Origin of the sequence: Methanobrevibacter thaueri, assembly GCF_015062905.1 — an archaeon.
Taxonomy (GTDB): domain Archaea; phylum Methanobacteriota; class Methanobacteria; order Methanobacteriales; family Methanobacteriaceae; genus Methanocatella; species Methanocatella thaueri_A.
Map to the genome: position 1 here is coordinate 17,273 of NZ_SUTK01000001.1, position 16,438 is coordinate 33,710.

12 protein-coding genes are annotated in these 16,438 nt (G+C 37.8%); 9 read left to right on the forward strand and 3 right to left on the reverse strand.

Annotated features, from left to right (window positions below; all coding sequences use genetic code 11):
• The first annotated feature begins 131 nt into the window (after positions 1–131).
• Entirely contained in the window at positions 132–881 is a 750-nt protein-coding gene (locus tag E7Z79_RS00070) for a protein-ADP-ribose hydrolase (protein ID WP_303737981.1), read from the forward strand.
• Positions 874–1,719, forward strand: coding sequence for a hypothetical protein (locus E7Z79_RS00075; RefSeq protein WP_303737982.1), 846 nt, complete (start codon positions 874–876; stop codon positions 1,717–1,719). The genes E7Z79_RS00070 and E7Z79_RS00075 overlap by 8 nt, the downstream gene beginning before the upstream one ends.
• On the opposite strand, the gene E7Z79_RS00080 is transcribed toward E7Z79_RS00075, so the two are convergent.
• On the reverse strand, positions 1,708–3,831 hold the full coding sequence (locus tag E7Z79_RS00080) for a phage holin family protein (RefSeq protein WP_303737983.1): 2,124 nt from the start codon (positions 3,829–3,831) through the stop codon (positions 1,708–1,710). The genes E7Z79_RS00075 and E7Z79_RS00080 overlap by 12 nt on opposite strands.
• The gene (locus E7Z79_RS00085) at positions 3,828–4,697 is read right to left on the reverse strand and encodes a metallophosphoesterase (RefSeq protein WP_303737984.1); all 870 of its coding nucleotides are present in this window, start codon (positions 4,695–4,697) and stop codon (positions 3,828–3,830) included. The genes E7Z79_RS00080 and E7Z79_RS00085 overlap by 4 nt, the downstream gene beginning before the upstream one ends.
• A 63-nt stretch (positions 4,698–4,760) precedes the next feature.
• On the opposite strand from E7Z79_RS00085, the gene E7Z79_RS00090 reads away from it, so the two are divergent.
• The 5 genes from E7Z79_RS00090 to E7Z79_RS00110 all read left to right on the forward strand — a co-directional run bounded on the left by E7Z79_RS00090 (position 4,761) and on the right by E7Z79_RS00110 (position 14,242).
• Entirely contained in the window at positions 4,761–5,951 is a 1,191-nt protein-coding gene (locus E7Z79_RS00090) for a redox-regulated ATPase YchF (RefSeq protein WP_303737985.1), read from the forward strand.
• 34 nt (positions 5,952–5,985) lie between these two features.
• The gene (locus E7Z79_RS00095; protein ID WP_303737986.1) at positions 5,986–6,546 is read left to right on the forward strand and encodes a DUF6434 domain-containing protein; all 561 of its coding nucleotides are present in this window, start codon (positions 5,986–5,988) and stop codon (positions 6,544–6,546) included.
• Complete coding sequence (locus E7Z79_RS00100; protein WP_303737987.1) at positions 6,543–6,857, forward strand: TIGR04076 family protein; 315 nt, start codon at positions 6,543–6,545, stop codon at positions 6,855–6,857. Before E7Z79_RS00095 ends, E7Z79_RS00100 begins: the two co-directional genes overlap by 4 nt.
• Positions 6,858–7,462: 605 nt before the next feature.
• Positions 7,463–8,485, forward strand: a complete 1,023-nt coding sequence (locus E7Z79_RS00105) for an SLC13 family permease (RefSeq protein WP_303737988.1) — start codon at positions 7,463–7,465, stop codon at positions 8,483–8,485.
• 189 nt (positions 8,486–8,674) lie between these two features.
• A complete protein-coding gene (locus E7Z79_RS00110; protein WP_303737989.1) occupies positions 8,675–14,242 on the forward strand; it encodes an Ig-like domain-containing protein in 5,568 nt (1,855 codons plus the stop codon).
• 39 nt (positions 14,243–14,281) lie between these two features.
• On the opposite strand, the gene E7Z79_RS00115 is transcribed toward E7Z79_RS00110, so the two are convergent.
• A complete protein-coding gene (locus tag E7Z79_RS00115; RefSeq protein WP_303737990.1) occupies positions 14,282–14,680 on the reverse strand; it encodes a C-GCAxxG-C-C family protein in 399 nt (132 codons plus the stop codon).
• A gap of 90 nt (positions 14,681–14,770) precedes the next feature.
• Here E7Z79_RS00115 and cfbD point away from each other — a divergent pair, with 90 nt between their 5' ends.
• Positions 14,771–15,844 carry a Ni-sirohydrochlorin a,c-diamide reductive cyclase catalytic subunit gene (cfbD, locus tag E7Z79_RS00120; RefSeq protein WP_303738031.1) on the forward strand — a complete coding sequence of 358 codons (1,074 nt, stop codon included), beginning with the start codon at positions 14,771–14,773 and terminating at the stop codon, positions 15,842–15,844.
• Entirely contained in the window at positions 15,841–16,437 is a 597-nt protein-coding gene (gene hisH / locus E7Z79_RS00125; RefSeq protein WP_303737991.1) for an imidazole glycerol phosphate synthase subunit HisH, read from the forward strand. The genes cfbD and hisH overlap by 4 nt, the downstream gene beginning before the upstream one ends.
• Position 16,438 lies beyond the last annotated feature (1 nt).

The following is a 16,438-nucleotide window of genomic DNA, read 5'->3' on the forward strand; positions in this document are numbered from 1 at the left end:
TTTAAAGTTACTTTTTTGTAACTTGGTTTCTTGGAGGTTACAAAAATCATTTAAATGCCGTTGATTATACTAATAATTAACAAAAATGAGGAGGGGTTAAAATTAATGCAACCGAACAACTGGATTTCCTATTGAACTATTTGATTGATGAAAGGGGAGAAGCTATTGACATTCCTAGTGATTTTCAGGACAAAAGAAATTTGCTCAGGGCATTGATGAATGTACGGATGCCTTTGGAAATTTCCGATGAGTTCCTAAGGGTTCAGGACGAATTCTTGACCGCAGAAACTTCACAAAAGGTTTTGACTTCTCCGGAAGACATCGCTGAGGTTAAAGGCAGGATGATGCTGTGGCAGGGCGACATAACAACACTGAAGGTTGATGGAATCGTCAATGCAGCCAATTCAAAATTGCTTGGATGCTTTATTCCGCAGCACAACTGCATTGATAATGTCATTCACTCCTCTGCCGGTGTTCAGCTTAGAGATGAGTGCAACGAGATCATGCAAATGCAGGGCCATGACGAGGCGGTTGGAAAAGCAAAAATCACAGGCGCCTACAACCTGCCTTCAAAGCATGTTATTCACACTGTAGGGCCGCAGATTCCATACGGTTCACAGCCGACAGACAGAGACTGCGAAGACCTGAAAAACTGTTATTTGTCATGTCTGGAGATTGCAGGCGAAAATGAACTTGAATCACTTGCGTTCTGCTGCATTTCAACAGGTGTGTTTAACTTTCCACAGGATCTGGCGGCTGAAATTGCAATAGGAACCGTCAATGAATATTTAAAATCAAATGAAACAACATTGAAACATGTAATTTTCAATGTATTTACTGATGAGGATTATTTAATATATAAGGAGTATTTCAATGGATAAATTTACATTAAGATTGGATAAGGCCAAAAAGGCCATTGATGAGGCTGATTACATAATAATAGGTGCCGGTGCGGGGCTGTCTACTGCTGCTGGAATCGACTACACCGGAGAGAGGTTTGAAAAATATTTCAAGGATTTCATCGAGGAATACGGATTTACAGACATGTATTCCTCCGGATTTTATCCCTTCGAGTCTCAGGAAGAAAAATGGGCCTATTGGGCAAGGCATGTTTTTGCAAACCGTTATGATGTGGGAAAAACAAGCGTTTATCAGAAATTATTGAAATTGGTTGAGGATAAGGAGTATTTTGTCCTCACAACCAATGTTGAACATCAGTTTTGGATTAATGGATTTGATGATGAAAGGATATTTGCAACTCAGGGCGATTACGGACTGCTTCAATGTGAAAAGGCATGCCATGACAGATTATATCCCAACAAAGAACAGGTTTTTGAATGGGTGGAAAAAACAGAGAACTTTAGAATTCCGTCTGATCTTGTTCCCAAATGTCCGGTTTGCGGGGAAAATATGGATTTGAATCTGAGGAAGGACAGTTATTTTGTTGAAGATGCTAAATGGCATGAAATGAATAAGAATTATTATGATTTCCTGGATAATATCGACGGAAAATTCGTATTTCTGGAAATTGGCGTTGGATTCAATACTCCTGGAATCATCCGATATCCCTTTGAGCAGATGACATACAGCAATTCAGAAGCAACACTTATAAGATTGAATCTCGATTATCCTCAAGCAATTCCGGAAAATAAGGACAAGACAATAAGTTTTGATGAAGATGTTGAGGAAATTCTGGATTACTGGCTTTCAAGAATTTAGATTGGTGATTTCATCCTTTAGGAAATGGTAAATTGATTCTGAGCCAATAAGTTCGCCGGGATCGCCCCATTCGGATGGGTATAGGATGAACGGCTTTGTCTGATTTCCTCCCAATCCTCCGTGGGATCCTATCAGCTCTTCAAATGCGCATACCTCATCGCTTTCGCTGTCATAGAAGCTGTTGACCAGAATGTCCGGCATGTTGTTGAATGAATTTTGCCTTTTGAGATGTATTGCTGCGTTTTTGCCGAAGCCTTCAAGAGGATTTTCACCGACGATTTCATTGCTGTCCAGATAATAGATTCCATTTTCACCGATTATCATTCCTCCATTGGCTATCGAATCGACCAGAAGGAATCCTATTCCTGAATGCTTTACAAGGCCTGGAATCAAATCCGGAAAGAGCATTACGATTTCCTCATAGCTTAGGCGCTGCTTCCATTGGGTCAGATAAATCAGTCCCATATTCCCTGAACCCAACACAATCAGCTCGGAGTCCTTTTCCTTTTTTGTGCTTTGCTGTGAGGTTTCATGGCCTTTGATGTAGTCAAGACTATTGGTATACCTGTCTCTCAGATTCAGATATTGCTCATTTTCAAATATCAGGGCAGGCTTTCTTTTTTCCAGCTCTTCTTTGAAGTTTTGCAGGGATTCCCTATCTCCAAACAGATCGTCCCGAATGTTTCCCATCCTTTCCTTAAAGTTTCTAATCTGTTTGTTTTCAGGAATTACTGCGTCCCTGAAGTGGTCTATATTATATTCGGTTTTAAACACTTTCAAATCATCTGGAAGGAGCCTGCGCACATAATTTCCCAATGTCATTCCGTATCTTTGCTTGAATGTTGCGCCCTTGGACTGGCCATGGTCGGATAGGACCACAAGCTTATAATCCCGGTCGCTCATCTCGATTGCTGAGGTAAGCTTTGCAAATTGCTGGTCTATTTTTTTCAGGGCACTCCACACGTCCCTGTCCTCAACGCCTGAGTGGTGGGCTATCTCATCATAGCCCATGAAGGTTGCATATGCGCTGTCTATGTTTCCGGTCAGTATTTCGCTTGTCAGAACGTCTGTTGTGACTTCCCTTAATACCACATTAGCTCCGGCCCGCACTGCCGCATAGACGATTGTTCTTCTGAGCCGTGGCTTTATGTTTTTCACATCATGAACCAATTGGGAGGTCAGCTCAAGGATAATGTCCCATAAAAACAATATGAACAGCCTTTGGAAGTTATACGCATCCAGAAACACTGCATTCAATGTCTTGCTGTAGATGTTTGCAAGGCCGTTCAGCTTTGAAGATGTCAATGTCGGAATTGCGCTGTCTCCCGAAAACATGTTTGCGATGCTTATTCCATTCACCAATAGGCCTTCGCCGTTGCTTATCTTATTTTCGATTTGAGGGGCGTCACTCAATTTTCCTGAAACGATGATTTGGTTGTCGTTTTCCTTTTCAACCCATCTGTAGGCTACGATGTCGGTATTGTTTCCATGAAGTATTCCCGCCTGGCTCGCTCCGGTCTGTGAAGACAGGTCGGTCTCCCATTCCTTCAGTGTGTGGGTATTTTCATCAATCCATCTTTCAATGTTTGGCATCATTCCCCTGTCAATGGCCTTTTTTAGGGTGTTGATGGAAAGGCCATCTATTTCAAGCATGATCAGCCCTGGATATCCCTTTTTATATTGTGTCTTTTGCTTGACTGCATACTTGAGAATGCTTTTGATGTAGCTGTCATAATAGTTGGTGTTTGTCATGTTTGTAACGAAGGTTGTGAATATCGCCATCACGATAGGAACCTGCAGTACGCCATATATTCCTGCGGAAAGCCCTGGAATGAAAAGAGAAGCGATATAAAAAATTATAGAGTTTATGAAGAGTGATCCGATTCCAAAGGTAAAGATGATTATCTTCATCAGAAAACGCCTGAATATGGGCCACAGCAGCGAATTTGCAATCGCAACGACTATGACGATAAGGACTGCATTGTACCATGGGCCGATTGTAAAGTCTGTACTTATGTAGTCTACCGCATATACTGCCGCAATGTTTGCAATAACATACAACAAGGTTGTTATTATGGTTCTCAATGATGAAATTAATCTGTTCTTTATCATTCTATCGGAATTTTTCGCCTATGATTACTTTTAAGGGTTATTATAGTGATTTCAGGTTTGCAGTTTATGCGTATTCTAAATGAATTTGTACCCAGGCCCTTGCTTGTATACTGAATCATGTCATTGACCTTATAAAGCCCAACAGGATACCTTGTGGAGTTGGGGCCTCTGAAGGGGGTTGTTTCAAATTTTGGAATGATGAACTGCCCTCCGTGGGAATGTCCTGAAATCTGCAAATCGATTTTGCCGGTCTGTGAGGATTCAAGGGCAAAGTCCGGCTCATGCGCAAGCAGGATTGTCGGACAATCGTCTTCAAGTTTTGCCAATACCTTATCCAAATTGTCTGCACAGACCGTACATGAGTCAACACCGGCCAAATTGATCTTGTCGTCACCTTTTCTTAAAACGACATTGTCATTACTCAAATCATAAATGTCTGCAGTTTTAAAGATTCTTCTGACCTTGTCTGCATCCATCCAATGGTCATGATTTCCCAATATGCCGAATTTGCCGTCTTCGGCTTTCAGCTTTTTGAGGGATTTTTCCAATGCGTCATCGTAGCTTTCGATATTGTATGAAAAGTAATCCCCGGTCAGGACTATCAAATCGTAATTCAATGTATTAACGTAATCGATTAGGTCATCAAGATACTCAGGATTGATCCATTGGCCCAGATGGATATCGGATATGTTTAAAATCCTGTAGTTTTGAAAATTCCTTCCCAATTTATCTAATGCTATATCAACTTCAACCAGATCTATGTTTTTGGGATTAAACTCCTTGTCCGGCAGTGTTTGGGTCATCGCATCCTGAATGCCCTGTCTGATTTTCATGGCTTGTGGTTTTTCAATGTCTTCATCCTTCATTAATTATTAATTAATTCTGAAACTATTTATAATTTTAAAAACATAGATAATTAAGTGATTATTATGCTTCAAATTGCAGTTTGTGGAAAACCGAATGTAGGAAAATCATCCTTTTTCAATTCAGCAACAGCATCAGGAGTGGAAATGGCAAACTATCCATTCACAACAATTGATGCAAACAAGGCTGTTGCTCATGTAATTAAGGATTGCCCGTGTAAGGAATTGGGCGTCACATGCAATCCTCACAACTCAATATGCATTGATGGGAAAAGATTGCTTCCGATTGAAATGATAGATGTTGCGGGACTTGTTCCTGGAGCGCATGAAGGAAAAGGATTAGGTAACAAGTTTTTAGATGAATTGATGCAGGCTAAGGTATTTATCAATGTTATTGACGCTTCAGGCTCAACTGACCTTGAAGGAAATCCTGTTGACGCAGGAAGCCATGACCCGTTGGACGATTTGGAATTTCTGGAAAATGAAATCGTCATGTGGATGTATGGAATACTGTCCAAGAATTGGGTGAGGCTTATAAGAAAGGTTGGTGCGGAGCATCTTGACATCTCAAAGGTTCTCTATGACCAGTTGTCAGGTACAGGAATAGCCATTGAAGACATCATTGAGGCCAAAAGGACAGTCGAGCCTGATTACAACAAGTGGGAAGAGGAGGATTTGATTGAGCTTACACGCAATATCCTGCATATTGCAAAGCCTATGATGATTATTGCAAACAAGGCGGACTTGCCTACATCTGCTGAAAACATCAAAAGAATCAAGGAAAAGTATCCGAACGTGATTCCAACTTCAGCAGGCTCAGAACTGGCATTGGTTAAAGCTGCAGAAAGCGGACTGATTAGCTACATGTCCGGGGATGATCATTTTGAAATCCTGAAGCCTGAAGAGCTGTCAGAAGCCCAACGCAAAGGTTTGGAGTATATTCAAGCCAATATCTTGGATGTCTATGGAAGCACAGGAGTTCAGGATGCGCTGAATTATGCGATATTTGAACTTCTTGACAGGATTGTCGTATATCCGGTTCAGGATGAAAACAAATACACTGACCAGAAGGGTAATGTCCTTCCTGACGGATTCCTTGTCCCTAAAGGCTCAACACCTAAGCAGCTGGCCTACATTGTCCACACAGATATCGGGGACAAGTTCATGCATGCGGTTGATGCGAAATCCAAAATGCGCGTGGCCAGTGATTATGAGTTGAAAGACGGTGACATTATCAGTATTGTAACAAGAGGATAATATTCCTCTTCTTTTTTTATTTTTTAAGATTTTCATGCCTAAATTAACTCGAAATCTAAAACCTGAAGAATTTGGCGAATACTATTTTTTAAAGGAGGAACTGAAGGACTTCTGTAGGTCTGAAGGGTTGAAAGTAAGCGGATCCAAACAGGAATTGGAAAACAGGATAATCCATTATTTATCAACTGGCGAGGAGTTAAACGAACCCGTTGTGAGGCAAAAGTCTAACGCTTCATCATCTGAAATCAATCTTGATTCAAGATTGGGCGAAAATTTCAAATGCAGCGAAGATAAAAGAGCATTTTTTGAAAATGAAATAGGCAAGGGGTTCAAATTCAAGGTCCGATTCCAAAAATGGCTTAAAGCGAATCCCGACAAGACCTACAGGGATGCAGTTGACGCATACCATGAGATACAAGGATCTAACCAAAAAACGGAAATCGGCAAGCAATTCCAATACAATCAGTATATCAGAGATTTCTTTGAGGATAATGAAGGTAAATCTTTAGATGATGCAATCAGATGCTGGAAGCATAAGAAGTCTCTTAAAGGCCATAATAGGTATGAAAAAAGCGATTTAGAGGTGTTAAAATGAAAAAGGTTAAAATCACGGTCATGAGAAAGGTCAGGCACGACGATTTGATTGAGAAATATGAAAATCTGCTGGAACATGAATGCGATGTGGATGAAGGTCAGGTATTCATTGCAAACGGATGGGTTAAGCCCGATAATTTCTGTGACAGCGCATGGGAAAGCCTTTCACCATTCGTAATGGCATTGGCAAATGGAGCCAGCGATTTCTATGACGGTTGGATGAAAAACAAAAAGTCTGCAATGATATCATGCAATGATGGGTTCCGGCCTGTAAGCTTTCTTCTGGAAACTATGGATGAGGATGCCGATTAAATCATTTTAATGCCATTTTTCACTATGTGCAAATAAGAAGCTATAAAACACATATTAAAGCTAATTATCATTTAGATTGTCAGTCTATCAAATTAGAAAATTTCGGATTATCCAACTAGGCTTCTTATTGACATCATAGATTGTTAGTACATTAAGTTAATGGCTAACAATAAGTAGTAACTTGCTACAAATATGTAAGATATGGCAAGCACTATATTTTCAACAGGCATTTTACATTTTCTCCACTTTAATATGGAGTGCTTTTAATTTAATGTTATTTTCACTCATAGAGACACCATTGCTTAGTATAATTATATTAGTGTTTTAGAATTAATTCTTTTATTTAATAATTATTTAAAACTTATTATTTTTATAAATAAATATTGTATTATATATGTAATACTATTTTTAGGTTAAAATTTTGTTTTAATAAGGTAACGGTAATATTAGAAACCTTTAAATATTTGAATATTCATAATTTAATGTAACATCTGATGATGTTTTAATGGCATTTTACAAGCCATTGTTTAGTATTTGAATGAGGATGCGTCAAAATTTGTTATTCAAATTTATCCTTATTCATTTGAAAATTTATTATGAATACTATGGATAAATTAAAAGACAATTTTTCTGATTTTTTTAAAAAAGAGATAATATTTTTCATATCTTTAATTTTAGCTATAATCTCTTGCTTTTTTGTTAACCCCAATCTTGATTATTTAAATTATATTAATTGGGATACAATTGTACTGTTGTTTTTTATAATGCTGATTGTTGAGATTCTAAAGAATCTGTCCATTTTTGAGATTCTCGTTAGAAAATTATTGGTTAAGGTTAAAAACACAAGGGGACTTGTATTATTTCTGGTTTTCACATGCTTTTTCAGTTCAATATTCATAACAAATGATGTCTCTTTAATTATATTCGTTCCGTTTGCTATTCTGGCTTTAAGAAAAGTCGACAGGTCTGATTTAGTCATCATTACAGTTTCCATGCAGACCATTGCCGCCAATGTGGGATGTATGGTGCTTCCTATCGGAGCGCCCCACAATATCGTGATGTATACGGTATCCAGGATTCCATTCGGATCTTTTTTCATGTTGCTTCTGCCGTATATTGTTGTATCTGTCGCATTTCTGGTGGCGGTGTCATTATTTGTGCCTAAAGATGGAATTGCACTTCCTGAATTCAGAAAAATTGATGTCAGCTATGATAACTTCCTTAAAAGGGTTTTCATAGGTATTGATTATTACCTGCTTTTGACATTCATTGCATTATTTGTCCTAATCGGCAATCTCGAAAACATTCCATTTTTCAATGCGCTTTTCACCAGGTGGATTGTAGGCAATGAGGTTTTGATCGGTGTTGCGGCATCACAGGTGATTTCCAATGTTCCTGCAGCAATGCTTCTAAGCGGTTTCAGCAGTAATTATGAGGCTATCATAATAGGAATCAACATAGGAGGATTTGGAACCCTGATTGCGTCCATGGCAAATCTGATTTCCTATAAGATTCTTGTCCGTGAGTTCAGACAATTGAAGGTAAACTACCTTATTGTATTCACTGTTTTGAATGTTGTTCTGCTGGTAATTTTGCTGGGAGTCTATGCTTTTGCCGGATTCCATTAATTCTATTTTTTTTGAAAAATTTTGATTAAAAAAGCGTTTTTATTATTCTAATTTATATATAATTACTTATATACATAGTAATATCCTTTGATAAAAACAATTTTGATGAATATTGTTCATTAATTTTAATGAATTTATTTGTTTGTTCAAAGATAATTTTTAGAAATTATTTTATTGGGTTGTAAAACTATGAATGCTAAAAAGATATTCCTAGTAACGTTTCTGTTGCTAGCTATTTTAACAATTGGTGCAGTCAGCGCATCTGAAGGTGCAGACGAATTGGCTGCAGAAGATAGTAACGGGGAAGATTTGTCCCTTGATGACGAATCCTCCTCTGAAGTAATCTCCTCTGGTGAGGATGATATTGAGATTATGATTGATACTTGGAATGAGTATCCTCTTGATGATAGTGAAAATGAGTTTACGCATACTATTATAATCAAGAATGTTCCTGAGGGCACTAATGGAAATGTCAGCGTTTCAATTGGTGAATCAGATATTTTCAAAAGTGAACTGAAGGATTTTGATGACAACAATAAGTGGGATGAAAACGGTTATAAGAGTTATGGTGTTAATTTTACTCAATTGAGCAGTTTAAAGGACTTTAATTCAGGTTGTATGATTAATGTCAAGTTCGTGAATGAAGATAACTCTATCTCATCATTCTGCATACTTGAACTAAAGGAGGACAATAAGTTTCAGTTAAGTACAGCTATTTTCCGTTGTTGGAATGAAGAATGGGAGAGAGGGCCCCTTTATACAGATACCACTGAGGAAGTCATTACTTTGAATGTTGGCGCTCCGGAATTAAATGGATTTTTTTATGTTGAGTGTAATGGAGTAAAATATAGGTATGAACCTAGATTCTATGATGGCGGAGCTTGGCATGATTGGGTATTGTCTTCATTTGACATTACAAATCCTGGTGAATATCCTGTGACTGCCACATATGCCCCTAGTGTGAATTCTGAACCTGAAGTGATTTTCAGAGGAAAGTTAAATGTTAAGGCATTTGATGAGGGTAGTGAGTATAGGGTAGTTGCAGATAATTTAGGCCAGAAGCTCATATTTTATGGGTTAAATGGAAGAAATTGTACCGTTTCAATATATGCCAGAAATCATAATGATGGAGCGCAGGGTAATTTGTTGAATGATGACAATTACCTTATAAAGAATTTTACAAGTATAGCTGGTACAAATTATAGGATGGATTATGAAGGTGATTTAGGACTTGAAAAAGGTAACAATTATGAGATTGCTGTTAAGGTCACCGATTATGAAAGTGGTGATGAGATATTAGTCTATCGTAATAATCTTCAGTGCTATGACCCATGGGGAGGAAGTATACCTTCTGAAATTGAAATGGGGGTTAACGAAAATTTCTTTAACGATGAAAATGAAGATGACTGGATTGTAGTAGTGCGCATTCCTGAAAAAAAGATGGTGTACTATGGAATCCTTGAGGTTAAATTAGGTGAATCTAGTACAGCCGTGACCATAGCTGCTAGAGAAATGGATTTCGATAGCTATACCCGGTCTTATCAATATTCACTTTATTATAAAGATTGGAAAGATTATTTTCTTGATGGTCTCTATGACTTTCGTTTCATATCTGACAATGGTACCGCAGAACAATCTTACATTTTAGTTGAGCACCGTGATGGTGGAACAAGCATAGAAAGAGTTATCCAGATTAATATTTGGAACGATGACTGGCAGAGAGGACCTCTTTATACTGATTCCACTGAAAGTGTTGTTATGATTAATGTTCGCTCTCCTGAAATAGATGGTATTTTTTATGTTGAGTGCAATGGAGTAACATATAGGTATGAACCTAAATTCTATGATAGCGAAGCTTGGCATGATTGGATATTGTCTTCATTTGACATTGAAAACCCTGATGAATATGATGTAATTGTTAGCTATGCTGCTAGTGAGAATTCTCAAACTAAAGAGATTTTCAGAGGAAAATTAAATGTTAAGGCATTTGATGAGGGTAATGAGTATAGGGTAGTTCCTGATAATTATGCCCAGGAGCTCATATTTTATGGGTTAAATGGAAGAAATTGTAACGTTTCAATATATGCCAGAAATCATAATGATGAATGGCAAGAAAATTGGTGGAATGATGACACTTACCTTAAAAAGTCTTTAATAAATTTAACTGGCAAAATTTATAGATTGGATTATGAAGGCGATTTAGGACTTGAAAAAGAGAACAATTATGAGATTGCTGTTAAAGTCACTGAAGGGGATGAAAATACGGAGGTATTTTTCTATCGCAATGATGTTTGGTGCAGTGATCCATGGGAAGGAAGTATACCTTCTGAAATTGAAATGAATGTTAATGAAAATTTCTTTAACGATGGAAATGAGGATGACTGGGTTATAGAAGTACGCATTCCTGAAAAAAAGATGGTGTACAATGGAAGAATCGAGATTAAATCAGGTGAAAATGTTATATTCGTGAAAGACATATTCGCCAGAGACATGGATTTCGATAACAATGCCAGGTCTTATACATATTCACTTTTATATAGAGACGTGAAAGATCACTTGGCTGAAGGCCTCTTTGATTTTGTTTTTACAACTGATAACGGTACCGCAAAACAGTCTTTTATTTCAGTTGAATTCGATGATGGCGGAACTCGTATACAAAGGGCTTTTGATGTTAGTGTTTGGTCTTTAGATTGGAATAGGGGACTTCTTTATGATGATTATACTGGAGAAGTAGTTACTATTTATGTCCACTCTGAATTGATTGACGGTACTTTCAATGTTAAATGTCATGATGTTTCATATGTATTTAAACCTAAATTTAATGAAAATGGCGAACCTAGACATGGTTGGCTATTGTCTTCATTTGGCATTACCGAATCCGGTATCTACAATTTAACTGTTGAATATAATGGTGAAGTGATTTTAAATCAAGATTTACAGGTTTTCCATTTTAGTAATGATGAATTTAGAGTCACTTCTGATAACGTCAATCATTTAATTAGCTTATACTGTCCGCAAGATGGTGAAAATTGTAATGTTTCAATATATCTTAAGCATAATTGGGAAGAGGAGTATCAGGAAATTTTAACTCAGAACCTTAAAATGTTGGGTGAATGGTATAATTGGACATTTGATGAATTGGAATTCATAAAAGATGAATGCGACAATATTGTAAAGGTTATAGTTTCAAATAATAATAATATGCTGTGCTACTATGAAGAGGGCATTTGGTATAGGGACTATGAAGAAGGGGATTTCTTCAAACCGTCCGACCTCACTCTAGTAATTGCTCATGATGAATTTAGGGATGACAATCTTGAGGAAAATGTTATAACTGGATATATTCCTGAAACTACATTTATCGTCGACGGAACCTTTAATATCAGTTGTGATGAAGTAACCATATTTTCAAAAGATTTATCCATCAGAGACATGGACTTTGATGATATGAATAGGTATTACCGTTTTGAAATTTTATATGAAGAGTTAAAAGACCTTAATTTAAATAGTGGAGACATTTTAAAAGTCATTTTCGCAGACAAAATTGATAATTCAAAAAACATTACCAAGTCAATCTTCTATGAACATGTTGTAAATGAGGAAGACGATGATGAATTCGACAGATTCACCTTGGTCAACATCGTTAGAAAGGCCAATTATATGATAGATGATGTCCTGATTCAAATCGTTGACTTCCCTGACGATGTTGATGACGAATTTGAAATAGTCATCGACAGATGGGGAGATGAAGTTTCAATTAAGTTCAAAATCAGCGAACTGACCAGAAACGAAAAAGGCATCTATACATTCAACTGCACTGCATTGGGATATGATGTTTTAATGGATGACATGTCCGATGTTGATTATGGCATATTTGTCAGATTCTACAGGAATGGTGAAAACGCTGAGGAATTTGAAGGAAATCCACGGGTATATAGAAATCCGGATATGCATGAGGGCGAAATCACTAAAGATGCGGAATGGGGATCTGTTATCTATTTCGATGATTTAGATGAATTACGCAACTATTTCAATAATGAATTCACTGTAACAGCCACTAACCAAAGCGGCATCGTGGAAACTCTAACTCTTAACCTGAACGATATGGAAAGATTCAAACATGAAAATGAAGAGGAAGAAGAAGTGTATTATATCACCTTGGATGATTTAAAAATCACAGAAAACGGTGACTATAACATTAGCATGAAATTCACCACTAAAGATGGTGAAGATGTCCAATACAGCTCCACAATCAGTTTGGTTGACTTTGAAATTGACAAACGCACACATCTCGATGAAATTACCAGTGCAATATTCAGAATCCTGCTTGAAGAGGAGGATTCCGGTACAGTTGCAATCTATGTCAACGATACAAAAGTATTCAATGGAACCTTGGAAGAAATCGGATACAGTGATTGGAACCGTATGGGAGGTTACAACATCCCTGTCAATTATCTCCAAATCACCAAAACCGGCAGCTACAAAGTGAGGCTGGAGGTTAACAGCACTAAGGGTTATAGGGTTGTTGAACATGATATCGAATTCCAAGTCGATGGAAATGATGTCAAATTCATTGATTTGATGTATGCATATGGAGAATGGAATTTCCTTTATCAGTCACACCTTACAGTTCCGGTTCCACTTGATTCCGAATTCGTCTTATATCTCAACGGCAAGGAAGCGGGAAGAACCAAAATAACCACTAATGAATTTGGATTTGAGTTGGATGACAGTTTCTTTGATGAATTCGGATATTTAAAACCTGGTTCATATGATGCAAATATCAAATTGGTTGCTGGAGGAACTGAAACTGACTTTGCAAGCGGATCATTTAATGTTTTAACTAAAAACGGAACCGTTACAGTAAGTGTCCCGACTACCGCTACAACCACAGATGACATTTACCTTTCATTCTCCGCACCTTATCCTGATGTCCATGACATCTGGCCTGTTGCACTGGTCATTTACGTGGACCCTGTTGCAGGTGGGGACGGATTTGAATGGGACGATGAAAACATGATTGAAATCCGTGGTGAAGACTTGGAAGGATATCTCGATGGAAAAACCCATAAGTTTAATCTGGCCAAGTTGCCTGCAGGAACCCATAAGATTTATGTTTCCTATGCTTATGATGAAAATTATGAGCAATACATGAGCCACGAGTTCTTCTCAGGATTCTTCACAATTAACATCCAAAAAACAGCCACTAAACTTTACGGCAATACCGTTACTGCCACATATGATGTCAGTAAAAAGTTAGTAATCACCTTAAAGGATGCAAAAGGCAGAATACTCGATGATGTGAAATTGCAAGTTAAAGTGGGATCCATTACTAAAACTTTAACCACCAATAGTAAAGGCCAAATTTCTCTGGATGTTTCCAACTTAAAACCTGGCAAATACACAGCAACTGTCAAATATACTGGAGACGGTACCTTCATGGCTTCCAGTTCAACTGTAAAGGTAGTTGTCAACAAGGCCAAACCTAAGTTCACAACCACTAAGGTTAAAGTTAAAGCCAAGGCTAAGACCAAACAAATTAAAATAACCTTGAAACACAACAAGAAAGGCGTTAAAGGCAAACAGATTACCTTAAAAATCAACGGTAAAACCTACAAGGCAAAAACCAACAAGAAAGGTGTTGCAACTTTCAAGGTTAAAAAATTAGGTAAAGGCAAATTCACCGGAAAACTCAAGTTCAAAGGTGACAAATACTATAAAGGAATATCTGGAAAAGTAAAAGTAACTGTAAAATAAGGAGATTAAACTCTCCTTAATTTTTTCTTTTTTTTAAAATCAATCATCCAACAAGTCCGCTACCTTGTTTGCAATGAAAACACAGCAGTCGACACAAGGGGATTTGTCCTCGCCGTTATTTGTTATTTTGCCACACATTACAGTGCCGTATTCTTCTTTGAATGTGTTGAAAATCACTTTGGCGTTGTCCTTGATTGTTGGTATGTCATCATTGAGAAGGCCGTTTGCCATAAGTGCGCCGGTTACCGCACCGCAGGTTCCTTCATCAAATGTTCCGCCCATTCCGCCTGCAAAGCCGGAAGCCAGTTTGCGCATGTTTTCCTGTGAAATAGGATGCTCTGCAGTTTCACAAAGTCCCATCAATGTTGATTCAGAACAGCTTAAAAATGTTCTGTACTCCCTGATTTTTTCTTCCAACATTTCCTTGTCAAGTTTCATAATGCAATCTCCATGAATTTGTTAATTAATTATATTAATTAAGAATTTTATATAATTATTTGTTAAAAAAATTGTGAGTTGATAAAAATTATACATCCGAGACCAAGTCCGATTGCAGCAACCCTTTATACGCTGAGAGATATGAACGTTGATGTTATTATCATGCATGGACCTACCGGCTGCTGTTTTAGAACAGCAAGGCTTTTGGAAGGTGATGGAGTCCGTGTCGTAACTACTGGAATGTCTGAAAATGATTTTATATTAGGTGCCGGTGAAAAGTTGGTTGATACGCTAACTGAAGCTTATGAGTCATTCAAGCCGGAACTGATGGGAATTGCCGGAACCTGTGCGAGCATGATTATTGGTGAGGATTTAAAGGAAGCTATTGCAACTGCAGACTTGCCGTGCACTGTCATTCCTGTTGAATCCCATGGAGGATCAGGTGAAGGCGACAATACCGTTGGTGCCATAATGGCATTGGATGCGGCCGTTGAGGCTGGTGTGATTCCTCCTGAAGAGTCAGAAAGACAGATTGAAATGCTTGAAAAGGCAACTGAAGTTGAAAAGACACGAGGTATGGCACAAGGAAAATATATTAAACCTAACTTCGGCGATTCAAAGGAAAGCGTTGCAAAGACTGTTGTCAATGCCCTTAAGGATGGCAAAAAGGTTGCATTCGTTTTAAATGTCAAAAAGGAAACATCATATCTTTTTGCAGACATTGTCAATTTTGATTATGAAAAAATCAATCCCGACAACAGGCCAATCTTTGTTGCAAATCTTGATGAAAACATTGGCCTTCCAAGAATCAGGCAGCATGCGGTAAACATCAAAAGTCAGCTGGACATCGAGCCAGATTTCATAACCGGAGGTCTTGATGAGTATCCGATAACGGCTAATAAAGCGGCAGAATACTTAAAGGATAAGGACTTGGACATGATTGTCGTATTCGGTGTTCCTCATGCTTTTCCAATTGAAGAGTTTGATATGGAATCAGTTGCAGTAACCGACGGTCCTAGGTTAGTTCAACCTTTAAGGGAGTTGGGATACACTCATGTTGTTGCAGAGCTTGATGCACATTCAAAAACCTTAGGCACAGATGAAATAGTGTTTTCAGACTTTGGTGGTATGATTAGGTCAGCTATCGGGTGGTTGGACCAATGATAACTATTATTGATTATAAAAGCGGAAACCTGAAAAGCATTTCCAATGGATTTAAGAAAATCGGTGCAGAATATCAGATCACTGACGATAAGGAAATTATTGCAGACAGCGACTATCTGGTGTTGCCTGGTGTTGGAGCATTTGGAAGTGCAATGGAGAATTTGGAACCCTTTAAAGATGTTATTTATGAGCATGTTGATGCAAACAAGCCATTTTTAGGAATATGTCTTGGTCAACAGGTATTGATGGGTTCAAGTGAAGAGTCTCCGGGCGTTGAAGGTTTGAACTTGTTTAAAGGACATGTTGAAAAATTGCCGGAAGGCGTAAAAATACCTCACATGGGTTGGAATAAGTTAAAAGTCACAAATGACTCACCGATACTTGAAGGTATCGATGGGGAATATTTCTATTTTGTTCATTCTTATCATACAATTCCAGATGATGATGAAATCATTGCTGGAACTTGTGATTATGGAAGCAGTGTTGTTGCAAGCTTAAGCGAGAATAATTTGTTTTCAACACAGTTTCATCCGGAAAAGAGCAGCAAAGCAGGATTGAAAATCTTAAAAAATTTCACTAACTTGGAGATATAGA